Source organism: Maritalea myrionectae DSM 19524, from assembly GCF_000423365.1.
Taxonomy (GTDB): Bacteria; Pseudomonadota; Alphaproteobacteria; order Rhizobiales; family Devosiaceae; genus Maritalea; species Maritalea myrionectae.
Window position 1 is genome coordinate 403,614 of the sequence record NZ_AUHV01000005.1, and the last position, 22,686, is coordinate 426,299.

The window sequence follows — 22,686 nt, forward strand, 5'->3', positions numbered from 1 at the left end:
AAATTGTCACACGAATCATGGTAGCTTGGATTTAGGCGATGTTTTTTACATCAGAAGGTTGGGAGGTTTTATGCCCCGTCTCTTCACTGGCCTGGAACTTCCGGGCGATGTTGGTTTCGCGCTTTCCTTAAAACGAGGCGGCCTACACGGCGCGCGTTGGATCGATCCCTCAAATTATCACATTACATTGCGTTATATTGGTGACGTTGATCATCGTACCGCACACGAAATTGTGTATGAGCTGGGTCGATTGTCGATTGAGGAGCCGTTTGACATAACCCTTTCGCATCTTGGCGTGTTTGGTGGTAAGCGGCCGCGAGCTCTGTTTGCAGGTGTCGACCCGGCGCCAGAGTTGATGCAATTGCACGACAAGCAAGAACGGGTGATGCAACAATTGGGGTTGGAGCCGTCGGGGCGCAAATATGCGCCACACGTCACCTTGGCCCGCCTTCATGATACGACGCCTCAGGACATGGCGCATCATTTGGAAGTGTCCAGTGCCTTCTATCCACTTCGGTTCCGTGTGCGCCAGTTTGTGCTGTATTCGGCCAGAGAGTCGATTGGCGGTGGCCCTTATTTGGTGGAAGAAGCCTATCCTCTGGCGGCTTAGGTTGCCTTGCGGTTGAGCGGGGGGCTTGCCGCCAATGTGTGCTATGCGCCCTTTCTCTTAGCACCCCGGTTTTTTTACGCGCCGCCACCGGTCGCTTCGCTCCCGTCCTCGGCACCCCCAGTTTTTTACGCGCCGCCGTCGTTCGCTGCGCTCACTACCCCGGCACCCCCGCCGAGTGGTGCCCCACACTAATTCTGGGCAAGTGAGGGAAAAGAGTGGACGAGCATAGCGAGGACCTCGAAACCTTCAGGTTTCGCGTCCGCGCAGGTTAGGCGGCATAGCCGCCGCTCAACCGTGAGCGAAAAACAGCTTTGCGCACTTTTGCACTGGATTGTCGCGGGCCGATGCGCAGCATCGAATAGCCGTGAGGCCGCACCGTCCATACGAGAGCAACCCGCGTAATATTATCCCTGATACCGCGCCAAAATCTTGCGGCTCGCGTTTTCGATCAGGTCAAGCACATGGTCAAAGCCGCCTTCGCCGCCAAAATAGGGGTCTGGCACTTCTTCGGTTGCGCTGTCGCCATAGGGCAGAAATAGCTCGACTTGCGCCGTCGCATCTTTGGGGGCCAGCTTCTTCAGGTTTTTGAGATTTGAACGGTCCATCGCAAGGATCAAATCATAGCGGTAGAAATCGTCGGGTTCCACCTGTCGGGCGCGCAGTTGTGATAAATCATAGCCGCGGGATTTTGCGGCGTTCATCGCGCGTTCATCCGGTGTGTGGCCAATATGCCAATCACCCGTACCGGCACTATCAATGGTCAAATTGATGCCTTGTTGTTGTGCCATTTGCTGCAACACAGCGTGCGCGGTGGGTGAACGGCAGATATTTCCAAGGCACACCAGCAAAATTGAGGTAGGAAAAGTGGGCATTTTGGCTCCTTTACCAGCGGGTTTTAACGCTTCGTTCACTTTGAATTGTGAAACAGGGTGTATGGATAGACATATGCCAAAATAAGGTCAAATTTCCGCTTATGTTGAGAATTTGATTAAAAAGCTACAAATGTTTGCGGCTTGGTAACCCTCATTGGCGGATAATAAGCGGGAACGTGGGTAATTGGACAAAGGACCCAAAGGAATGATTGAAGCAAAACAAATGAAAAAATTTGCGCTTAAAGCAGGTGTTGCGCTGATGGTAGGCGTGCTTTCAACGGGCGCGGCGCAAGCAGCGGCGACCAAGATCGGCACGTACAATTTTTGGACCGCGTGGACCGATCAGGACAGCAAAGGCAAGATTTGCTACATCTCCTCGCAACCTCAAGATGCGCAACCGACCAATGTAAAACGCAGCCCGATCCATTTTCTGGTGACGCACCGCATGGGAAGTGGCAAGCGCAACGAAGTGGCCACTTTGATTGGCTATCCCTTCAAGCCTGGGGCAGAAGCCAGCGCCACAGTGGATGGCAAAGCTTACCCGATGGTCACTGACACCGAACAAGAAGCAGGTTGGCTTGCCTCAACGGCAGACGAGCCAAGTTTTGTTGGCGCCATGAAACGTGGATCTGAAATGGTGGTGCGCGGTATCTCCACGCGGGGAACCCGCACAACAGATACTTATTCATTGTCCGGCGTGACCGCCGCGATGAATGCCATCGACAAAGAATGCAATTAATTCTTGATTGAATGATCTGAAGAGCCCAAAGCGCGAACTGGTTTCGCGCTTTGGCGCGTTTTGGGGTGCATTTTACCCAAAGCTGTGGTTTAACCCCATGCTAGTCGATCTTATGAAATAGGGCAGGTTATATGCGCACCGGTAAATTTTGGTTTTCTCACTGCGTGCTGATCAAATTTGGTTTTCTGGCCATGATTATGGTGCTGGCGATGGGACAGGCTGGGTTTGCCCAATCTGTGCAATCGTTGGGTGATTTTAAAGCTTGGTCTGCCTATTCCACGGTGAAATCTGCGACAAATCTTTGTTTTGTTCATTCAAAGCCGGTTGAGATCGAACCGCAAATTGAGGGCATGGATGATCCTTATTTTTACGTGACGCATCGGCCGAATGAAGGCGTGCGCCACGAAATCAATCTGGTGGCGGGCTTTGATTTTCAAACCGATAGCTTGGCAGCCGCACGGATTGGCAACCAATCTTATTCCTTGTTTACACAAGGGGATTCCGCCTGGTTGGAAGATATCAGCCAAAGCGCGGATATGGCCGCGGCCATGCGGCGCGGGTCGACCATGGTGGTGGAAGGCATTGATGCACGCGGCACCAAGGTACGCATGGTGTTTTCGCTTTCGGGGGCCACGGCCTCCATGCGGGCCATTGATAACGCCTGCAACTAGCGGGTCAAACTCCAAAATTCTTTGCCTTTTGGCCTAGGGTCTGGTATTGGCTCGCCTCTGAATTGATGAGGTTATAACATGTCGATCAGCCTAGATATCGCCAATGCCAATGTGAAAACCGCCTCCAAACCGTCTTTGGTGGGGATGGATCGTGACGATCTGATGGCCGCGTTGGAAGAATTGGGTCTGCCTGAAAAGCAGCGCAAGATGCGCGTGGCGCAGCTGTGGAACTGGCTTTATGTCAATGGCGCCAGCGATTTTGATCAAATGACCAATATCGCAAAAGGCTTGCGGCAAGATTTGGCCGACAAGTTTGACCTATCTCGTCCAGAAATTGTGTCTGAACAGGTGTCCACCGACGGCACGCGCAAATGGTTGTTTCGGTTTAAAGACCCTATGCAGCCCAATATGCCGCCTGTTGATGTTGAGACCGTTTATATTCCTGAAGAAGACCGCGGCACTCTGTGTGTGTCGTCGCAAGTTGGCTGCACGCTCACCTGTACCTTCTGTCACACGGGCACGCAAAAGCTGGTGCGCAATTTGACCGCCGGTGAAATCGTGTCGCAGATCTTGATGGCGCGGGAGCGTTTGGGCGATTATCCCGGCGGCGAGCGCCCAACAGATGGCATTGTGCCGCGTGCAGGCATTCGCTCGGTCACCAATGTGGTGATGATGGGCATGGGTGAGCCGCTTTACAATTATGACAATGTGAAAAAAGCCATGTTGCTGATGTCAGACGGCGAAGGGATTTCTCTGTCGCGTCGTCGCATCACCTTGTCGACTTCTGGCGTTGTGCCTTTTATTCCGAAAATTGGTGAAGAAACCGGCGTTATGCTGGCGATTTCGCTGCACGCGGTGAATGATGAGCTGCGCAATGAGTTGGTGCCGATCAACAAGAAATGGCCGCTCGAAGATTTGTTGGAAGCGTGCCGCAATTATCCGGGCCTGTCCAACGCCAAGCGCATTACCTTTGAATATGTGATGCTCAAGGATGTGAATGACAGCGTGCAGGACGCCAAGAAATTGGTGCGCATGCTTGATGGTATTCCAGCCAAGATCAATTTGATCCCGTTCAATCCATGGCCGGGCTCACAATATGAATGTTCGAGCTGGGCGCAAATCGAGAAATTCGCAGATATCGTCAATATGGCCGGCTATGCCAGCCCGGTACGCACCCCGCGCGGTCGAGATATTTTTGCCGCATGTGGTCAGTTGAAATCTGAAACTGAGCGCATGAGCAAAAAAGAACGCGATGCCATTGCGGCGGCTGAATAGGCTAAGCCTCAACCGCCTGTTCGCGCTGCCATTGACGGGGCGACTTGCCGTGCCGCTGTTTCCATGCGCGGTGGAATTGGCGCGTTGAATTATAACCCAGCCTGTCCACCAGATTTTCAATGCTCACATGTTGGGCCTTGAGCATATTCTCCGCCATGGCGATGCGTAGCCCATTGATGTAGTCGGGCACGGTCACGCCAGTCTCCTTGTTGAACAGGCGTGAAAAATGCCGTGTGCTCATGTGCGCTTCGTTGGCCAAACGCTCCACGGTCCAATCCTTGGTGGGGTTGGTTGTGACCTGATCCTGAATGCGGTGAATGGTGGGGTGCAGATGGCTGCGGCCCTGCAAGAAGGGGGACAATTGCGGTTCGTTGCCGCTACGTCGGTTAAACACCACCATGTGTTGGGCGATTTGCGCCGTGGCCGCCAGACCCAGCCTTTTGCCCACAATATGCAACATCAAATCAATGCCTGAAGTGATACCAGCGCTGGAAAAGCGGTGGCCATCTTCAACATAGAGACGGTTTTCCTCCACTTTGATTTTTTGGGAGATGGCGCGCAACTCATCCAGGCATTTATGATGGGTGGTGCAGTGTTTGCCATCAAACAAGCCCGCGCGGGCTGCATGTAAGGCCCCACTGCACACGGTAACAAGCTGATGGCTGGACGCGATGGTGCGGCGCAGCCAAGTTTCCAATTGCGTGTCGGCAGATCGGGTATCCTGATTGGCGGGCATGTTGGCAAAGCCGGGCATTTCGCTGGCATTGCCGCACACCACCACCATGGCGTCTGGTTCAATATGCTCCGGCAATGGGGCAACATTTTCAAGGGCGTATCCCAGTGAGGTGGGGGCGTTAGGCGTGGCACTGACAAATTGCACCTCATAGCGCCATTGATTTTGCACCATATTGGCGCCGCGCAACACCTCGCAAGGGCCAGCAATATCCAGCATCAACGCGTTAGGACCTAAGGCAAAATAGGTTTTGATGGGGATCGGCGCTGACCCTCTATCCATTTTAGTCTCCGAAATGGCTGATCGCGTCATCCAAGCTGCGGATGGTGGCGAAGCGTTTGGACAATACGGTTTCTGTACGGTGCTTGATCTGGTCGGCAGAAAGAGACGAGTCGTCCGGATGTTGCATATCAAAGGTGAGCGTGGCATCGGTCACGTAATTGACCTTATAGCCGATGTCGCTGGCATGGCGCGTGGTGGTTTCGCAGCATTGCTCGGTGCGGATGCCGCAAATGGTCAGCTCATTGATCCCATTTTCTTTCAACCAGATGTCCAGCGCGGTGCCCGCAAAGGCGCTGTGCCGTGTTTTTTCGATCACCAGATCCGGGGTGATGGTGATGGGTGACAGGGTTTTGACAAAACCGGAAGATTTGGAAAACACACCTTCCGGCTCCGTATGGAAAATTTGGACCAGCTTTATGCCTTCCTGTTTTGCTGCAGTGATCAGCTTTTGGATGTTGTCGATAAAATCCGGGAGATAGTGCTCCTGGTAATAATCGCGATGGCGGAAGCTTTCCTGCACATCAATGATGAGCAAAGCGTGTGAATTATATGACATTTTACGCCTTTTGGTTTGAGTGATCGTCAAACCTTACGCGCTTATCATGAAGCATAATACGCGCTACACCGACATGTTTAGGACAATTTACGCCAAAAAATCATGCGTGCCAATGTCGGATGAAGTTCGGGGTCTTAGTGTCGCGCTTGTGCGGTTAGGATTGTTGCGGCGAAGGCAGTGAATACGGCGGCAAAGGAATAGTTGAGTGCCCGGCCAATCCATTTTGATTTTTGCAAGGCTTTGGAGAGCCAATCCGCTCCGGCAATCATCGCCACAGTGAGCGGCAATGAAATCACGATGAACAGGATGCCGAGGGTGAATAATTTATGGGCGGCGTATGGATCGCCCGCCACTACAAATTGCGGCAAAAAGGTCATAAAGAACAAAACGATTTTCGGGTTCAGCAAATTGATACCAACGCCGGTCAGATAAGATTTTTTGAGGCTTGGCTGTTTGGTGCTTTTGCCAAAGTTGAATTGCACATTATTGCCAGCGCGCAGGGCGCCGATGGCCAGCCAGATCAAATAGAGCGCACCGACGATTTTCAGCACCAAAAAGGCGGTGGGTGCGGTGGCGATCAGCACGGAAATGCCCAATGCCACCAGCAAAGTATGGATCAAGATGCCGGAGCAGGCGCCAGCGAGTGCGGCAAAGCCATGGGCGCGGCCAAAGTTGAGGGCGCGAGATAAAAAGAGGGCCATGTCCGGGCCGGGGGTGATGGCCAAAACAATGGTGGCGAGGGCAAACGCTGCCAGCAGCGCCGGGTTGGGCAGCAGTATGGTGCTTAAATCAGCCAGATATGCCATCATGTCGAATGATCCCCCCTTTATGCAGGCCTTCGAAATATATGCCCTGCTTTTGTTGGCTTGTCCAATGATTGAAAGGGCCAATTTTGTGTTGAATGGCTTTTCATTTGGCCCGCGCAAATCTATAAGGGGCGCGAGATAGCATAAAAGCAAAGAGTTTGAGCCGATGAGCAAGAAAATCAATAAAGTGGTGTTGGCCTATTCTGGCGGTTTGGACACCTCAATCATTCTGAAGTGGCTTAAAGTAGCCTATGATTGTGAAGTGGTGACCTTCACAGCCGATTTGGGCCAAGGTGAAGAGCTAGAGCCTGCCCGCAAAAAAGCGGAAATGATGGGCATCAAGGAAATCTTTATCGAAGATGTGCGCGAAGAATTTGTGCGCGACTTTGTGTTCCCCATGTTCCGCGCCAACGCCCTTTATGAAGGGGTTTATCTGCTCGGCACATCGATCGCCCGCCCGTTGATTTCGAAACGTTTGGTGGAGATTGCCCGTGAAGTGGGCGCGGATGCGATTTCGCATGGCGCGACCGGCAAGGGCAATGACCAAGTGCGGTTTGAATTGGCAGCCTATGCGCTTGACCCGAACATTAAGGTGATCGCACCTTGGCGTGAATGGGATTTGCAATCGCGCACACGTTTGCTTGAATTTGCTGAGCAGCACCAAATTCCTGTGCCGAAAGATAAGCGCGGCGAAGCGCCGTTCTCGGTGGATGCAAACTTGTTGCACACCTCATCAGAAGGCAAAGTGCTGGAAGACCCAGCTGTGGAAGCGCCGGACTATGTGTATCAGCGCACGGTAAACCCGGAAGATGCGCCGAACACGCCTGAATATATCACCGTGGAATTTGAAAAAGGTGATCCGATCGCCATCAATGGTGAAAAGCTTTCTCCAGCCATGTTGCTGACCAAACTGAACGAATTGGGCGGCAAGCACGGTATTGGTCGCTTGGATTTGGTGGAAAATCGCTTTGTGGGCATGAAGTCTCGCGGCATCTATGAAACGCCGGGCGGCACCATTTTGCTTGAAGCGCACCGGGGCATGGAATCCTTGACCCTTGATCGCGGCGCTGCGCATCTTAAAGATGAGATCATGCCACGCTATGCCGAGCTGATTTATAATGGTTTTTGGTATTCACCCGAGCGTGAAATGCTGCAGGCCTTGATCGATAAGAGCCAGGAAATGGTTGCTGGTGAAGTGCGGTTGAAGCTTTATAAAGGCAGCGCCACAGTGGTTGGCCGTTCCTCACCATTCTCGCTTTATTCTGAAGATCTGGTGACCTTTGAAGAAGGGTCTGGCACCTATGACCATCAGGATGCCCAAGGCTTTATTCAGCTCAATGGATTGCGGTTGAAAACCTACGCGGCGCGCCGCGACCAGAACAAATGAAATTGACGCTGGATCATTTGGTGTTGGGCACTGCCGACTTGGCGCGCGGTGCCGCACAACTTACCGAATGGTTTGGCGCTGCACCCTTTGGGGGTGGCGAACATGATTTGTTTGCCACTCACAACAAATTATGGCGGCTGGAGGCGTCCGGCTATCCCCTTTATCTTGAATTGATTGCTCCCAATCCTGCGGCGACGCCTAAACGCGCCCGATGGTTTGGGCTGGATGATTTCACGTTTGAATCCGACGAGGTGGGGTATATTGGTTTGGTGGTGCGCACCGACGATATCGCGCAAGCGACACAGAAGTTGGGCGCGGATCAGTATGAAGTGGTTTCGTTGGCCCGTGGCGCACTGACTTGGCAATTCGGGTTGCAAGTCGGTCCCTATCGCTTTCCTAGTCCGACCCCCAATTTGATTGAATGGACCAAGGGTCACCCATTGGACAATGTCATCTCGCAGGGCCTGACCTTGACGCAGGTAAGCTGGCCGCACGATTTGGCCTTGGACTTAGATTGGCCTTGTTCGCAACAGGGTAATTTGCCGGACAATTCGGGCCTTCAGATCCGGAATTCCATTGGTCAAACCATTCAATTCTAAATCAAATTTGGCACAATAGCTGTTCTGCAATGATTTCAGCGCGAAAGCGCGTTGGTATCATTTGGGTCATCTTGAGCTTTATGGGGGAGTTCAGGCACTATGTCCTTGATTTTTCAAGCATCGTGGACTCCCGTTTCACTGCTGATCAATCGAATTAAAAGGTCTCCCAGCGCCAGATGGGAGGCCTTTACTTTTTGGCGGATTTGTCTCGCCGACGGCGCACCAGATTATTTGCGGTTACGATAAAGATGCCCGCCAACAGCCCCCAAAACGCCCCGGCAACGCCAAAAAAGCTCACCCCGGATGCGCTGATCAAAAAGGTGACCGCCGCGGCCTCGCGATGGTTTTCTTGCTCGAAGGCGGCTTTGGCTGAACCGGCGAAAGCGCCGATGAGCGCCAAGCCTGCCACCGCTTCAATCAAGATGGCAGGCGCCAGCGTGATGAATGTGGCGGCGATGCCGGCAGCCAGCCCCAGCAAGACGTAGGCGATGCCCGCAACAATTGCGGCCCAATAGCGTTTGCTCGGATCCGTATGGGCATCTTCGCTGGCGCACATGGCGGCAGTGATGGCCGCCAAGGTGACCCCATGTGCCCCGAAGGGGGCTGAAAACAAGCTGAACAAGCCCGTTGTCGAGAATAAATTGCCCGAAGGCGGATCGTAATCATGCACACGCAGAACTGTAATGCCGGGTATATTTTGGCTGGCCATATTGACGAAGAATAGGGGCAGCGCCAGCCCAAACAAAGCGGGCCAGCTAAAGCTGGGCATCACGATCGCCACATTTGGGGGAAATGACGCGGCCAGCAACTCGGCGCTGTTGTCGGGCAACTTAATGGCCAGCACCACCACGATCACAAAGGCAATCAACGCGGCTGGCACAGCGAGCACTTTGTTGAACCGCCCGACGATCAACCAGGCCAGCACGATTGGCAAGCCTAAAGCCGGATTGAAGGCGATGGCCTTAAAGGGGGCAAAACACAGGATCACCAGGATACCAGCGAGCATTGCGTTGGCGATAGCGCTTGGGATTTTGTTGATCAAGCGTCCAAAGGGCCTCACTTGCCCAGCGATGATGACCAAGATGGCGCTGATGATAAACGCACCGATAGCCGCCTCGAAGCCACCATCTACGGGGCCTGAATTGATCAGGAGCGCTGCGCCAGGGGTCGACCAGGCCACCGAAATGGGCATGCGATATTTGCGTGCTAGGTAGATGCCGCCGAGGCCCATGGCAATGGAAAGAGCCATCAATCCGGTGGCAGCTTGTGCGTCTGTTGCCCCGGTGGCGCGCAGGCCTTGTAGCGCGACGGCAAATGAGCTGGCGAAGCCAACAAAGGCAACCAGAATGCCCATGAACAGAGCTTGCGCGGAAAAGTCTTTGAGCATGATGGTGGGCCAGAGTGCGAATGAAGATTATCACACTCTACATAAAATTTGCCGTCTGCATAGTTCAAAGGCAGCCCAATTGTAGGGGCGCGTGAGGGCAAAAACATGCCAAAAATTGCATGTTGCCATTGCTTCAAGGACTCGGTAAAAATTGTCAGACAATTCTATGAGCTACTAAAGGGGGGGAATATGCCGTTGGTGACGCCGTTGGCGCGAGATCACGATAAAGACGTGATGGAGCTGGCTGAGTTTTTTAACGAAACCTTGGGCTTCCCGCCGAATTCCATATTGACCATGCAGCGGCGCCCCCGCATTGCGAAAGCATTTATCGAGCTGAACAAAGCTGTGATGGAAAATCAGGGCGGTGTCACTGCTGAGCAAAAGCGATTGATTGGCTATATTGCTTCAACGACGGCAGGCTGCCGCTATTGTCAGGCCCACACGGCGCTAGCGGCTGAACGCTATGGGGCATCGCAAATGCGGATAGAAAATGTTTGGTCATTCCGCGACAGCGACCTTTATACGCCAGCCGAAAAAGTTGCATTTGAGTTGGCAATTGCTGCGGCGAGTGTGCCCAATCGGGTCGACGCGGAGTTGATAGAGCTGGTCCGGACCTATTGGGATGAGGGTGAAATTGTCGAAATACTGGGCGTAATTGCGCTATTCGGCTATCTCAATCGGTGGAACGATTCCATGGGCACCACGTTGGAAGAAGACGCGGAAGCCGCCGGTGACAAACTGCTGGCCAAGCAAAATTGGAACAAGGGCAAGCACATTTAAACTTTGCTTTGGGTGTGGGTTGCTGTTGCGCAAGGCCCACATATTTACCTAAAACAACAAATGAAGCCGCTTAAGACCCGGTTTTTCAGCTGTTTGGGCAAATATAACTTGCTCCAAAGCCAGATCAGCAGTAAAGCAGCCTCAGATAAAACTCCCAATAGATTGGATCTATAAAATGGCTTTGCGCAATATCGCCATCATCGCGCACGTTGACCATGGCAAAACGACTTTGATTGACGTGCTTTTGAAACAGTCAGGCTCCTTCCGCGAAAACCAACGCGTTGAAGAACGGGCTATGGACAGCAATGATCTGGAGCGCGAACGTGGCATCACCATTTTGGCCAAAGTTACTTCGGTTGATTGGAAAGACACGCACATCAATATTGTGGATACGCCAGGCCACGCCGATTTTGGTGGTGAAGTTGAACGTATTTTGAACATGGTGGATGGGGCTATCATTTTGGTGGATGCCGCCGAAGGCCCAATGCCACAAACCAAGTTTGTGTTGTCGAAAGCGCTGAAAATTGGCTTGAAGCCGATTGTGGCCATCAACAAAATTGATAAGCCAGACCAACGCGCCGACGAAGTGCTTGACGAAATCTTTGACTTGTTTGTGGCGCTGGATGCCACCGAAGAACAGTTGGATTTTAAGGTGCTTTATGGTTCTGCAAAGCAGGGCTGGATGGCAGACGATCCAAGCGGTTCGCAAGAGAGCATGACCCCATTGTTGGACATGGTGATTGATCATGTGCCTGAGCCGCATGTTGAGCCAGGTGAGTTCAAAATGTTGGCCACAACGATTGAATCCAACCCGTTTTTGGGTCGAATTTTGACGGGCCGGATTGTATCTGGTTCCATCAAGCCAAATGATCAAGTGCATGGCCTTTCGAGCGACGGCACGGTGATTGAGCGCGGACGTGTTTCTAAAGTGTTGACCTTTAAGGGGTTGGAGCGCGTGCCAGTGGAAGAAGCCAAGGCGGGCGACATTGTGGCGCTGTCTGGCCTTATGACCACAACGGTTGCGGACACCATTGCGGCGCCAACTGTGAAGGAAGCTTTGCAAGCGCAGCCGATCGATCCGCCAACCTTGACCATGTCGTTCCGTGTGAATGATGGGCCATTGGCTGGCCAAGAAGGCGACAAAGTGCAATCGCGCGTTATTCGCGATCGTTTGCATGCGGAAGCTGAAGGCAATGTGGCCTTGCAAGTGACTGATGGCGTTGATGGCGACAGCTATGACGTGGCTGGCCGTGGTGAATTGCTGTTGTCCGTTTTGATTGAAACCATGCGCCGCGAAGGTTTTGAATTGTGCCTTGGGCGTCCAAAAGTGGTTTACCGCGAAGAAAACGGCGTCAAGCTGGAGCCGATTGAAGAAGTCATCATCGATGTGGATGAAGAATTTTCTGGTCCTGTGGTGCAAAAACTGGCGGAACGTAAGGGCGATTTGATCGAGATGAAGCCTTCTGGCGGTGGTCGCACCCGTTTGGTGTTCCATGTGCCCACACGTGGCTTGATCGGTTATCAGCCAGAACTGTTGTCGGATACGCGCGGCACTGCCATTTTCAACCGTGTGTTCCACGAATATGCACCGTTCCGGGGCAAAATGCAGGGTCGACGCACGGGCGTTCTGATTTCCAACGGTACGGGCAAAGCGGTTGCGTTTGCCATGTTCAATCTGGAAGATCGTGGGCCGATGATCATCGAACCAGGCGTTGATGTTTATGAAGGCATGATCGTTGGTGAGCACTCACGTGGCAATGATCTGGAAGTGAACGTGCTTAAAGGCAAGCAGCTGACCAATATGCGTGCATCCGGCAAGGATGAAGCAGTGAAGCTGACCACGCCGAAAAAGATGTCGTTGGAGCAAGCGCTTTCTTACATCGCTGACGATGAGTATGTGGAAGTGACGCCAAAGAGCATTCGCCTGCGCAAGATTATGCTTGATCCAAATGACCGTAAGCGTGCATCGCGCGCTGCGGCAAAAGCCTCATAATTGAGGCTTTCAAGCTAGGAAGTTAAGAAGCGTCGGGTCCGCCTGGCGCTTTTTTTTGTCTCAGGCTGGCGGTGAGGTGGCGTTCATAAGCCATGTGGCGACGCAGCTTTTCGAAAAAACCGCGCAACATATATCCGGTCGCATTGGCTGACTGAGTGGGTTCGCCCTCAATGATTGTGCGCAGATTTTCACGGATTTCTTCGGCAAAGCACAAATCTTCATAATGCTCGTCGCGCAATTGTGCGATGATTTTGCTCATGTCCGACTCTAATGCACCGACCGCCTCAAGCGCTGGAAAAAGCTCTTTTTCTTCAAATGTTTGTGCATCTGAAAGCGTTTTAACCATGCCGTCACTTGTGAATTTGCACAATGTCGGATCTGCCTGATCAGGCAGCAAATCCGCGATCAATTCCAGACGACCGCACAGCACTTCCATTTGATGCTGGTGTGCGTCAAAATCGTCAAGCATCGATTGCGATCTATTTTTCTGCCGTGCGGATGTGCTATCGGTTTTCATGTTGCTTTGATTTGTTCTTTAAAAGGGTTGTACCAAACTCAGCGTATGATGACGCTGAAAATTGCATTTGGCCTTGACCTAGATCAACGAGGTAGCAACCGCATCTCGATAAGTTGCGGATGGGGCAAACCGGGTCGACTTTCCGGTTAAACTTAAACCGAGATTATTTTCTGCGGGGAAATATGAGAAATTTAGGCTGGACGATCTTGCTGGCATTTGGGGCCGTTTTGTCGCTTTTGGCGGCGGGCTTTGCACAAGACGTATTATTTCAAACACATGCGTGGGTGGTGTTTTTTGCGCTCGCGCTGAGCACAATTTATGTCCTTCGCAAGGTAGATTTTGCGGGCGATGCGGCACCGGTTGATAAATCGGGCTATTTTGACGACCCTATTCGGGCAGGTGTGATCCTGACCACATTCTGGGGCGTTGTGGGCTTTCTGATCGGGGTTATTGCCGCATTGCAGTTAGCTTTCCCGGTGCTCAATATTGAACCCTATTTGAATTTCGGCCGTTTGCGCCCCTTGCACACCTCCGCGGTGATTTTTGCATTTGGCGGCACGGCGTTGATCACCTCCAGCTTATATGTTGTGCAGCGCACCACCAGTGCCCGCCTGATATCTGACGGTCTGACGCAATTTGTATTTTGGGGCTACCAGCTTTTCATTCTGATGGCGGCCACCGGCTATTTGCTCGGCATTACCCAGGGGCGCGAATATGCAGAGCCTGAATGGTATGTCGATCTCTGGCTTACCATTGTTTGGGTAGGCTATTTGATCTTGTTCATGGGAACTTTGTTTAAACGCAAAGAGCCACACATTTATGTGGCCAACTGGTTCTATCTTGCCTTTATCTTCACAATCGCCCTGCTGCATGTGGTGAACAATCTGGCGATGCCGGTCTCTCCCTTCTCCATCAAGAGCTATTCAGCGTTTGCTGGTGTGCAGGATGCGTTGACCCAATGGTGGTATGGCCACAATGCGGTGGGCTTTTTCCTGACCGCCGGCTTCTTGGGCATGATGTATTACTTTATGCCGAAACAGGCTGAGCGTCCGGTTTACTCATACCGCTTGTCCATCATCCACTTCTGGTCACTGATCTTTATGTATATCTGGGCTGGGCCACACCACTTGCACTACACAGCGTTGCCTGATTGGGCACAGACTTTGGGCATGGTGTTCTCCATCATGTTGTGGATGCCTTCTTGGGGCGGCATGATCAATGGTTTGATGACGCTTTCTGGCGCATGGGACAAATTGCGGACCGACCCGATTATCCGGATGATGGTGATTGCGGTGGCGTTCTACGGCATGTCCACTTTTGAAGGACCAATGATGTCCATTAAAGCGGTGAACGGCTTGTCTCACTACACTGACTGGACCATTGGACACGTGCACTCTGGTGCGTTGGGCTGGGTTGGTATGATCAGCTTTGGCATGATCTACTTCTTGGTGCCACGTCTTTGGGGCCGTGATCGGTTGTATTCAATGCGCATGGTCAACTGGCACTTCTGGCTCGCCACACTCGGTATCGTTGTTTATGCCGCTGTGATGTGGGTTTCTGGCATCACTCAGGGCCTGATGTGGCGCGAATATGATGCTGAAGGCTTCCTGGTTTATTCCTTCGCGGAAACTGTGGCTGCGTTGAAGCCATACTACATCCTTCGGGCTGTTGGCGGGGCCATGTACCTCGTGGGCGGTTTGGTGATGGCGTACAATGTGTACATGACCATCAAAGGCAAAACCCGCAACGAAAAACCAATCGCTGTCGCGCACGTTGCCACAGCGCAACCAGCAGAATAAGGGGTTGAACCATGGGATTGTTAGATAAACACGGTGTTATTGAACGTAACGCAACCCTATTGCTGGTCGCAGGCCTGGTGACAGTGTCCATTGGTGGTATCGTTGAGATCGCGCCTTTGTTCTACTTGGAAAACACCATTGAAGAGGTGGAGGGCATGCGGCCCTACACCCCGCTCGAACTGGCTGGCCGGAATATTTACATTCGTGAAGGGTGCTACAATTGCCACTCACAAATGATCCGTCCTTTCCGGGATGAGGTTGAGCGTTATGGCCATTATTCATTGGCTGCAGAGTCGATGTATGACCACCCCTTCCAATGGGGGTCAAAGCGGACCGGGCCTGACTTGGCGCGGGTTGGGGATCGATATTCAAATGAATGGCATGTCCAGCATTTGAAAGATCCACAATCGCTGGTGCCAGAAAGCGTGATGCCAAGTTACAGCTTCTTGGCGGAAGCGGATCTGGGCTTTAGAGCACAGGACCATCTGGTGGCTAACCAGCGTGTGGGCGTGCCCTATACGCAAGAAATGGTTGATAATGCCGACGCTGATCTGAAGGCGCAGGCCGACCCGGATGCAGACTGGGATGGTTTGGAAGCGCGTTATCCTAAAGCGGTTTTGGGTGACTTTGATGGTGACCCAACACGTTTGACCGAAATGGATGCGTTGGTGGCCTATATGCAAATGCTCGGTACGCTGGTTGATTTCAGCTCATACGACGCGCAAGCAAACTATCGCTAAGGGAGAAAAGACAATGGATTACAATGCTTTTCGACACTTCGCGGACAGTTGGGGGCTTTTGTATTTGTTCGTGGTTTTTGTTGGGGTGGTGCTGTTTATGTTCCGCCCTGGCGCCAAAAAACACGCGGAAATGGCAGCCCAGATTCCTTTAAAAGATGATCGTTCGCCTCAAGGAGAGGAATAGGCCGATGAGTAAAAAAGAAATTGATGAAATCAGCGGCGTTGAAACCACCGGTCACGAGTGGGACGGGATTAAAGAGCTTAACACACCTATGCCTCGTTGGTGGTTGTGGACGTTTTACGGCACAATCGTTTGGGCGGTGATTTACTGCATTCTCTATCCTGCTATTCCGCTGATCAATGGTGCAACACCAGGCATTCTTGGCTATTCAAGCCGGGCTGAATTGGCCCAAAATGTTGCGGCGGCGGATGAAGCGAAACAGGAGTTTGTCAGTCAGATCAACGATATGGAAGTTGGTGCGGTTCTCGACAATTCAGACCTGACCCGCTTTGCGGTTGCAGGTGGCGAATCTGCCTATAAGGTCTATTGCTCTCAGTGTCACGGTGCTGGTGCTGAAGGGGCCGTTGGCTTCCCGAACTTGAATGATGATGAGTGGATTTGGGGCGGCACGATCGATGAGATCTATGCCACGATCTCTCACGGGGTGCGCTACGAAGCTGACGACGATACACGCGTTGGTGAAATGCCCGCCTTTGGTGAGTTTTGGGAACGTGATCAAGTTCGCGCAACTGCGCATTATGTGGCCAGCCTTTCCGGTGACGAACATGACGAGGCCTATCTTGAAGAAGGTAAGACCTTGTTCGAAGAGAACTGCACAGCCTGCCATGGTGAAGATGCTGGCGGTATCGCTGAACTTGGTGCACCAAGTTTGAATGATGCCATTTGGCTTTATGGTGGTGGCGTTGAGGCGATTTCTGCGCAAATCAACAATCCACAACATGGGGCAATGCCTGCCTGGCAAGAGCGCTTGGGTGACGCAACTGTTAAGCAATTGGCGGTTTATGTGCACTCACTGGGCGGTGGACAGTAGGCTTTCGCTATAACAGATCACAGATCGAAGAAAGGGCCCCAATTTGGGGCCCTTTTGATTTGGTAAAGAGGTTGAGGTTCTGCCCGGGTTAGGCAGCAATCTTTTTCGCGGCGGCGAATTGACGGGCGATTGTGGCGACGCGTTCGCCCAAATGGGCTGCAGTTTCCAAATCTGACGGAATGGGACCATGTTCGGGGCCTTGGTCTGCGTTGGATTGGGCCATCGCGCCAAGGGATGCGCCCAGGCGGTTCAAATCTTCTTCCGAACCGGTGGACGAATTGTTGCCCGGCATCAGGCCCAAGCTCACCCAATGCATGCCGTGCTGGGCGGCCAGCAATGAAAGCTGTTGCAGGGTGGAGTGCTTGTCACCATTCAAGCTGGAGGAGTTGGTGAAACCTGCGGCGACCTTGTCTTTCCAGCCTTGTTCGAACCAAACTTTGGAGCTTTTGTCGGCGAAGGCTTTAAACTCGCCGGAAACGCTGCCCATATAGGTGGGGCTGCCGAAAATGATGGCATCGGCGTCTTTGAGATCATCCCAATGATTGTCCGCTTCTTCCACGGGGATCAAAATAGGGTTTGCGTTGGTGCGGGCAACACCATTGCGCACGGCTTCAGCTTGTTTGGCGGTGTGGCCATAGCCAGAGTGAAAAACAATTGCAACTTTCGTCATTTGAACATTCCTAATTGGTCAAAATTTCTTGTCGCCAGATGGGGATAGTCCATCAATTGGTGGCGGCGCTTGACCTAAATGGGGGCATTGGGATAAAAATCGCAAGAAGGCACTATTTTGATATGTAGGTACATAAAGTATACTTACAAAAATGTGCCTAAAGCAAAGCTGGGCCATTGCGCCGGGAAAAGCGCAAAATGTGCGGAGAAAAAAATGTGCGATAATTTACATATCCATGGGCTCAAGATGCCCGAATCGATGGATGAGGAGACAAGAAGTCAGCTTTGCCCCGTCGTTTATGCGGTGTCAAAATTGGGCGGCAAGTGGAAATTGATTGTCGTACATAATCTGATTGATGGGCCGCTGCGCTTTGGCGAATTGCGGCGCGCCATTCCCGACATCACCCAACGCATGCTGACCTTGACCCTTCGCGAACTGGAAGAAGACGGCATTGTGAACCGCCACGTGTTTGAGGTGGTGCCGCCGCATGTGGAATATTCTCTAACTGAGGTGGGCCAAGGCCTGGAGTCGGTGATGAGCTCATTGGGCGATTGGGGCCGCGCGAATTTTGCCCAAAAGCGCAACGCCGTCGCGCAAACCGCCTGATCTATTGCCCGCCGATGTGATTAATCAAAAAGTCCCTTACAAGGCGAATGGTGAAGGGCATATGGCGATGCGGGTGGTGCAGGAGCCATAAATGCGTTTGCGCTTCGTGCATCTGCCCCTGCCACTCCGGCAATAAATTTACCAGATCTCCAGTTTCCAGGGCCGACTTTGTTAGCCAGTTTGGCAATAGGGTCGGGCCGTGTCCCGCACAGGCCGCTTTCAGCACGGCCAATGGTGCGGACAGCGATAATGTGCCTTTGGCATCAATGGTGCACTTCTGATTGGTGGATTTCTTTTTGAAATGCCATGGGGTGAGCGCCGGCGGCAAATCCAGCAAAAGGCAATCGGCGTTCGACAAATCTTGTGGCGTGTTGATTTTGTCTCGCCATGCAGGGCTGCCGACGCAATGATAAATTGGCGACAATAATTTGGTGGCGTGCATATTGCCGCGGGGTGTGGGGGCAAAGCGCAAAGCCATATCGATCTGCCGCTCCAGCAGCGGCATATTATCATCGGTCATATAGATCTTTAGGTCGATGCGCGGAAATTTGGCCCGAAATTTTTGCAAAACTGGCAGCAGCACTTCTTGGCCAAATGCGGCGGAACAGGTGAGGCGCACTTGGCCTTCCGGCTCCAGGATTTGAGCTCGGGCGGCGCGTTCGGCGTCTTTCAACCCAGCTAAAAGCGGGGCGATCTGATCCAGATATTGCTGGCCCTTATCGGTGAGATTCACCCGCCGGGTAGAGCGCTGAAACAATTGAAAGCCCAAGCGATCTTCCAGCCGTGCTACAGCGCGTGTCACATTGCTGGGGTCCATATTGTGGTCGCGCGCAGTTTGGGCGAAGCTTTTGCTGCGGGCCACGTCTAGTGCGATGTCTAAATCTTCAATCTGCATTATTGCAAATATAGCAATAAAATCATGTATGCGAAGCTATTTATTGCGCAATCACGCTTTGCTAACGTCGATGCAATTGAGGAGTATGTGATGAATTTTCAAAACAAGACAATTTTGATCACTGGGGCCAGCCGGGGCATCGGCGAAGCCGCGGCGCGGCATTTGTTTGAGCTTGGCGCCAATTTGATTTTGCTGGCCCGATCGCAAGACAAGTTGGAGGCGCTTGCCAAGGCGTTGGACCCGAGTGGCGAGCGTGTGGAAGTTGTCGCCTGTGATGTGGCGGATTATGACGCGGTGCGGGCGGCGGTTGAAAAGGCCGAGTGCTTTGGTGGCGTGGATATTGTGGTCAATAATGCAGGGCTGATCGACCCCATCGCCCGCATTGGCGATAGTGACCCTACCGCCTGGTCACACATGGTCGATGTGAATTTGAAGGGCCCCTATTATATGATGCATGCGGCGCTGCCGCAGATGCTGGCGAAAAAGGGTGGCACTTTCATCAATATCAGCTCCGGCGCGGCCTATGGCGCGCTTGAAGGGTGGAGCCATTATTGTGCCACCAAGGCGGGCTTGCTGCAGCTGACCCGCACATTGCACAAGGAATATGCAACACAGGGCATCCGTTCGATTGGGTTGAGTCCCGGTACGGTGGCAACACAGATGCAAGTTGAGATCAAAGCCTCTGGCATCAACCCGGTCAGCGCATTGGACCCATCGGTGCATATTTCACCCGAATGGGTGGCCAAGGCCATCGCCTTTTTATGTGGCCCCGCTGGTGACGATTATCTGGGGCAGGATTTCTCCATGAAAACCGAAGAGGGCCGCGCTGCCCTGGGGCTGCCAAGCTGAGTGCAAAATTGATTGGATTGGCCACGCCTAGTCGCGCGGCTTGTCCAATTGCCATTGCAGGTTGGCTTTTATGGCGGGCCATTCGTGGGGCAACACTGAATAGACCGCCGTGTCGCGCAAGCTGCCATTGGGCATGATCATGTGGTTGCGCAAAATGCCATCCAGCTTTGCGCCCAATCGCTCAATGGCGCGTCGGCTTTGATGGTTTAAATGGTGGGTGCGGAACTCCACCACATTTACTTTGATGTCCTTAAAGGCGTGGGTGAGCAGCATCAGCTTGCATTCGGTATTGATGGGTGAGCGTTGGGCCGCTTTGGCATACCAGGTGGCGCCAATCTCGGCGCGGCGATTCGTCGAATTAAGATTGAGAAATGTGGTCTGGCCGATGATTTTACCCGTGCGCTGATCGACGACGCTGAAAGGGAGCATCATGCCCTCGGCCTCCAAGCCCAGCCGTCGATCAATTTCCGCTTCCATTTTTTCCGGCGCGGCTATGCTGGTGTACCAAAGTTTATGCAATTCACCTTCGGCGCTGGCGGCTTGCAAGTCGGCCAGATGGTCGTGGCTCAGCGGCACCAATTTTGCGGTTTGGGCTTCAAGGGTGATGGGGGCGAACCATTTGCTCATGGTTTTTTGACTTTCTGCATGGTTTTTTCAAAGTGATGGGCAAGGGGTTTGGCGCTTAGCCCATGGGCCAGAATGGACAGGCCAACGGTCAATACGGTGCAGGCCAGCATTTCATCAACAAAGGGCAGCTCATATTGCTCGGCGACAAACAGCGCGAATAGAATTGAGGCCAATCCTTTGGGGCCAAACCAACCCAGAATAAAACGCTCATAAAGGTGCAGCTTTTCGCCAATCAGGCTGATGGCGATGGGCAGCATGCGCACAAGGGTTAAAAACCCAATGGCGATGAGCAGTGTGGTCCAATTGGCATGGGCCAACCCGATGGGGGCCAGCACGGCGCCAAAAATCATAAAAGTGAGAATAGTAAGGAACGTGCTTTCGCCTTCCAAAAACTCGGTGATGAATTTGTGGCGCGTCATTTTCACATTGCCGAAGGTCAGCCCGGCAACAAAGGCGGCGATAAAACCGTTGCCGCCAATGGTTTCAGCGCCGAAAAAGGCGGCCAGCCCCACACTGAGGAAGAAGATGCCTTCATAAATGGGTTGGGTGAATTTGTGATGGGTGGCCAAATCGAGCAATTTGGCACCGAGATAGCCGATCATAATGCCCGCCAGCGGGCCAAAAATGATTTGCGCGCCGACAAATTGGCCAATGGCGATAGGGGTGAGGTTGATGCTGCTGCTGGCTTCATTGGCCATCAGCAATGCCGCGAACACCACCACGGGCAGGGCCATGCCATCATTGAGGCCGCTTTCCACATTGATTGCCTCTGAAAGGCGCATGGGCACATCTTTATCTGCCAAGATCGGTTGGGCCAGCGCTGCATCTGTCGGGGTTAAGATGGCAGCCGTTAACAGTGCCATGGCCCAGGGCAGGTCTGGGGAGAGCAGGATGATCAAAATTGTGCCCAAGGCGATGGTGAGCGGCATGCCAATCAACAACATGCGTGCGGGCAAGCCATAATGGGTTTTAAGATTGCGTAGCCGGATTTTTGATGCGTCGAGAAACAGGGTGAGAATCAGCGTGATTTCGACCACGGTGTGGATGGTGCTGTCGTCAATTTCAAGATTGATGATGCCTAACCCGGCTGGACCAAGGCCAAACCCCAACCCGGCAAAGAATATCGGCAGGGTGATCCATGACTTTTCAATCGGCCGCACAAAAAGGGCAAAGCCCATTATGCCGATCAAGATCAGGGCGAATTGAAATTCATGGGGCATGAACGTGCCTTGGCTGACGAATGAGTTGTGCGGCCATTATGAGGGCAAGATTGTTTAAAACAAGTGGGTTAGACCAATTCTTTGGTCGCCGCCGTGGCCGGGTCGCCTGTGTTGGGCACACCTGCTGGTTCAAACAGCATGATCTTGGCTTCAGCCTTGGCCACCGGGCGGTGCTGTTTGCCTTTGGGCACCACATAAAGCTCGCCGGGACCAAGGGTTACGTCGCCATCTTTCATTTCAATGGTAATTTCACCCTCAATCACCATAAACATTTCATCGGTGTCAGGATGATTGTGCCAATTAAACTCGCCTTCAACCTTGGCGATCAGGATGTCATAATCGTTGAGTTGGGCGACAATTTTGGGCGACCACTGTTCGGTAAAGGTTGAGAATTTTTCGCTTAGATTGATTGCTTTGTCGCCCATGACTTGATCCCTATGTGTCGAGTAGCTCTAAATACTCACCATAGCCCTCTTCTTCCATTTTGGAAGAGGGGATAAAGCGCAATGCGGCGGAATTGATGCAATAGCGCAAGCCGCCCATTTCTGCTGGCCCGTCATCAAACACATGGCCCAAATGGCTGTCGCCATGGTGGGAGCGGACTTCGGTGCGCACCATGCCGTGGGTGGTGTCGGTATTTTCCTTCACCCAGCTTGGGTTGATGGGCCGCGAAAAGCTGGGCCAGCCGCACCCGGCATCGAACTTATCGGATGAAACAAACAGCGGCTCACCCGAGACGATATCGACATAAATGCCTTTTTCATTATGGTCCCAATATTCATTTTGGAATGGGCGCTCAGTGCCATTTTTTTGGGTCACATAGAACTGCTCCTCAGTCAGTTTTTCGAGGGCGTCTTGGGTCTTTTGATAGTCTTTGTGATCTGCCATGATGGTCACCATACTTCTTGCAAGGAATTTGAACTATAATCGGTGCTGGATGCGCCTCACAATCATAATTTGGTGAGCAAGGTCTTTGTTCCGAGACTGACAAATTGTCGCGAGGGGAATTGACTCATATCAA

Annotated in this window: 26 protein-coding genes; 14 read left to right on the forward strand and 12 right to left on the reverse strand. The window is 52.6% G+C overall.

Annotated features, from left to right (window positions below):
• Positions 1-70: 70 nt before the first annotated feature.
• A complete protein-coding gene (thpR, locus tag G549_RS0115970) occupies positions 71-610 on the forward strand; it encodes an RNA 2',3'-cyclic phosphodiesterase (RefSeq protein WP_027835868.1) in 540 nt (179 codons plus the stop codon).
• Between the two features lie 404 nt (positions 611-1,014).
• Here the strand turns inward: thpR and G549_RS0115980 are convergent, their stop codons facing one another.
• Positions 1,015-1,482: a low molecular weight protein-tyrosine-phosphatase gene (locus tag G549_RS0115980; RefSeq protein ID WP_027835869.1), complete on the reverse strand. Its 468-nt coding sequence runs from the start codon at positions 1,480-1,482 to the stop codon at positions 1,015-1,017.
• A gap of 223 nt (positions 1,483-1,705) precedes the next feature.
• Here G549_RS0115980 and G549_RS0115985 point away from each other — a divergent pair, with 223 nt between their 5' ends.
• The 3 genes from G549_RS0115985 to rlmN all read left to right on the forward strand — a co-directional run bounded on the left by G549_RS0115985 (position 1,706) and on the right by rlmN (position 4,167).
• On the forward strand, positions 1,706-2,221 hold the full coding sequence (locus tag G549_RS0115985) for an invasion associated locus B family protein (RefSeq protein WP_169449669.1): 516 nt from the start codon (positions 1,706-1,708) through the stop codon (positions 2,219-2,221).
• 131 nt (positions 2,222-2,352) lie between these two features.
• Positions 2,353-2,892, forward strand: a complete 540-nt coding sequence (locus G549_RS0115990) for an invasion associated locus B family protein (protein ID WP_027835871.1) — start codon at positions 2,353-2,355, stop codon at positions 2,890-2,892.
• Positions 2,893-2,970: 78 nt separating this feature from the next.
• Positions 2,971-4,167 (forward strand): dual-specificity RNA methyltransferase RlmN, encoded by a 1,197-nt coding sequence (gene rlmN / locus G549_RS0115995; protein ID WP_027835872.1) that lies wholly within the window; start codon positions 2,971-2,973, stop codon positions 4,165-4,167.
• 1 nt (position 4,168) lies between these two features.
• Here rlmN and G549_RS0116000 read toward each other — a convergent pair whose 3' ends face one another.
• From G549_RS0116000 to G549_RS0116010, 3 genes are all read right to left on the reverse strand, one after another.
• Complete coding sequence (locus G549_RS0116000; RefSeq protein WP_051213976.1) at positions 4,169-5,182, reverse strand: GlxA family transcriptional regulator; 1,014 nt, start codon at positions 5,180-5,182, stop codon at positions 4,169-4,171.
• A 1-nt stretch (position 5,183) separates the two neighbouring features.
• Positions 5,184-5,738, reverse strand: coding sequence for a cysteine hydrolase family protein (locus tag G549_RS0116005; protein WP_027835874.1), 555 nt, complete (start codon positions 5,736-5,738; stop codon positions 5,184-5,186).
• Between the two features lie 134 nt (positions 5,739-5,872).
• Positions 5,873-6,547 (reverse strand): LysE family translocator, encoded by a 675-nt coding sequence (locus tag G549_RS0116010; protein WP_084634231.1) that lies wholly within the window; start codon positions 6,545-6,547, stop codon positions 5,873-5,875.
• A gap of 163 nt (positions 6,548-6,710) precedes the next feature.
• Here G549_RS0116010 and G549_RS0116015 point away from each other — a divergent pair, with 163 nt between their 5' ends.
• Positions 6,711-7,931: an argininosuccinate synthase gene (locus G549_RS0116015; protein WP_027835876.1), complete on the forward strand. Its 1,221-nt coding sequence runs from the start codon at positions 6,711-6,713 to the stop codon at positions 7,929-7,931.
• Positions 7,928-8,530, forward strand: a complete 603-nt coding sequence (locus G549_RS20685; RefSeq protein ID WP_051213978.1) for a VOC family protein — start codon at positions 7,928-7,930, stop codon at positions 8,528-8,530. Before G549_RS0116015 ends, G549_RS20685 begins: the two co-directional genes overlap by 4 nt.
• Before the next feature lie 187 nt (positions 8,531-8,717).
• On the opposite strand, the gene G549_RS0116030 is transcribed toward G549_RS20685, so the two are convergent.
• Positions 8,718-9,917: a benzoate/H(+) symporter BenE family transporter gene (locus tag G549_RS0116030; protein ID WP_027835877.1), complete on the reverse strand. Its 1,200-nt coding sequence runs from the start codon at positions 9,915-9,917 to the stop codon at positions 8,718-8,720.
• Between the two features lie 189 nt (positions 9,918-10,106).
• On the opposite strand from G549_RS0116030, the gene G549_RS0116035 reads away from it, so the two are divergent.
• On the forward strand, positions 10,107-10,697 hold the full coding sequence (locus G549_RS0116035) for a carboxymuconolactone decarboxylase family protein (RefSeq protein WP_027835878.1): 591 nt from the start codon (positions 10,107-10,109) through the stop codon (positions 10,695-10,697).
• Positions 10,698-10,872: 175 nt separating this feature from the next.
• Complete coding sequence (gene typA, locus G549_RS0116040; protein ID WP_027835879.1) at positions 10,873-12,690, forward strand: translational GTPase TypA; 1,818 nt, start codon at positions 10,873-10,875, stop codon at positions 12,688-12,690.
• Between the two features lie 22 nt (positions 12,691-12,712).
• Here the strand turns inward: typA and G549_RS20690 are convergent, their stop codons facing one another.
• Positions 12,713-13,207: a hemerythrin domain-containing protein gene (locus G549_RS20690; RefSeq protein WP_051213980.1), complete on the reverse strand. Its 495-nt coding sequence runs from the start codon at positions 13,205-13,207 to the stop codon at positions 12,713-12,715.
• 182 nt (positions 13,208-13,389) lie between these two features.
• On the opposite strand from G549_RS20690, the gene ccoN reads away from it, so the two are divergent.
• The 4 genes from ccoN to ccoP are packed head-to-tail and all read left to right on the forward strand — an operon-like array spanning position 13,390 to position 16,798.
• Positions 13,390-15,006 (forward strand): cytochrome-c oxidase, cbb3-type subunit I, encoded by a 1,617-nt coding sequence (gene ccoN, locus G549_RS0116050; protein ID WP_027835880.1) that lies wholly within the window; start codon positions 13,390-13,392, stop codon positions 15,004-15,006.
• Positions 15,007-15,017: 11 nt separating this feature from the next.
• Entirely contained in the window at positions 15,018-15,746 is a 729-nt protein-coding gene (gene ccoO, locus G549_RS0116055; protein WP_027835881.1) for a cytochrome-c oxidase, cbb3-type subunit II, read from the forward strand.
• 13 nt (positions 15,747-15,759) lie between these two features.
• Positions 15,760-15,930, forward strand: a complete 171-nt coding sequence (locus G549_RS21550) for a cbb3-type cytochrome c oxidase subunit 3 (RefSeq protein WP_051213982.1) — start codon at positions 15,760-15,762, stop codon at positions 15,928-15,930.
• 4 nt (positions 15,931-15,934) lie between these two features.
• Positions 15,935-16,798, forward strand: a complete 864-nt coding sequence (gene ccoP / locus G549_RS0116065) for a cytochrome-c oxidase, cbb3-type subunit III (RefSeq protein WP_027835882.1) — start codon at positions 15,935-15,937, stop codon at positions 16,796-16,798.
• Positions 16,799-16,886: 88 nt separating this feature from the next.
• Here the strand turns inward: ccoP and G549_RS0116070 are convergent, their stop codons facing one another.
• Complete coding sequence (locus G549_RS0116070) at positions 16,887-17,468, reverse strand: flavodoxin family protein (protein WP_027835883.1); 582 nt, start codon at positions 17,466-17,468, stop codon at positions 16,887-16,889.
• A 246-nt stretch (positions 17,469-17,714) separates the two neighbouring features.
• On the opposite strand from G549_RS0116070, the gene G549_RS20695 reads away from it, so the two are divergent.
• Positions 17,715-18,074: a winged helix-turn-helix transcriptional regulator gene (locus tag G549_RS20695; RefSeq protein ID WP_051214035.1), complete on the forward strand. Its 360-nt coding sequence runs from the start codon at positions 17,715-17,717 to the stop codon at positions 18,072-18,074.
• Between the two features lies 1 nt (position 18,075).
• Here the strand turns inward: G549_RS20695 and G549_RS20700 are convergent, their stop codons facing one another.
• A complete protein-coding gene (locus G549_RS20700) occupies positions 18,076-18,969 on the reverse strand; it encodes a LysR family transcriptional regulator (protein WP_051213984.1) in 894 nt (297 codons plus the stop codon).
• Between the two features lie 90 nt (positions 18,970-19,059).
• Between G549_RS20700 and G549_RS0116090 the strand changes: the two genes are divergently transcribed.
• Positions 19,060-19,818 (forward strand): SDR family oxidoreductase, encoded by a 759-nt coding sequence (locus G549_RS0116090; RefSeq protein ID WP_027835884.1) that lies wholly within the window; start codon positions 19,060-19,062, stop codon positions 19,816-19,818.
• A gap of 27 nt (positions 19,819-19,845) precedes the next feature.
• Here G549_RS0116090 and G549_RS0116095 read toward each other — a convergent pair whose 3' ends face one another.
• The 4 genes from G549_RS0116095 to msrB all read right to left on the reverse strand — a co-directional run bounded on the left by G549_RS0116095 (position 19,846) and on the right by msrB (position 22,553).
• Positions 19,846-20,445: a GNAT family N-acetyltransferase gene (locus G549_RS0116095; protein WP_027835885.1), complete on the reverse strand. Its 600-nt coding sequence runs from the start codon at positions 20,443-20,445 to the stop codon at positions 19,846-19,848.
• Complete coding sequence (locus G549_RS20705; protein ID WP_036223097.1) at positions 20,442-21,665, reverse strand: cation:proton antiporter; 1,224 nt, start codon at positions 21,663-21,665, stop codon at positions 20,442-20,444. Before G549_RS20705 ends, G549_RS0116095 begins: the two co-directional genes overlap by 4 nt.
• Before the next feature lie 68 nt (positions 21,666-21,733).
• The gene (locus tag G549_RS0116105) at positions 21,734-22,090 is read right to left on the reverse strand and encodes a cupin domain-containing protein (RefSeq protein WP_027835886.1); all 357 of its coding nucleotides are present in this window, start codon (positions 22,088-22,090) and stop codon (positions 21,734-21,736) included.
• A 10-nt stretch (positions 22,091-22,100) separates the two neighbouring features.
• The gene (msrB, locus tag G549_RS0116110; RefSeq protein WP_027835887.1) at positions 22,101-22,553 is read right to left on the reverse strand and encodes a peptide-methionine (R)-S-oxide reductase MsrB; all 453 of its coding nucleotides are present in this window, start codon (positions 22,551-22,553) and stop codon (positions 22,101-22,103) included.
• Positions 22,554-22,686 lie beyond the last annotated feature (133 nt).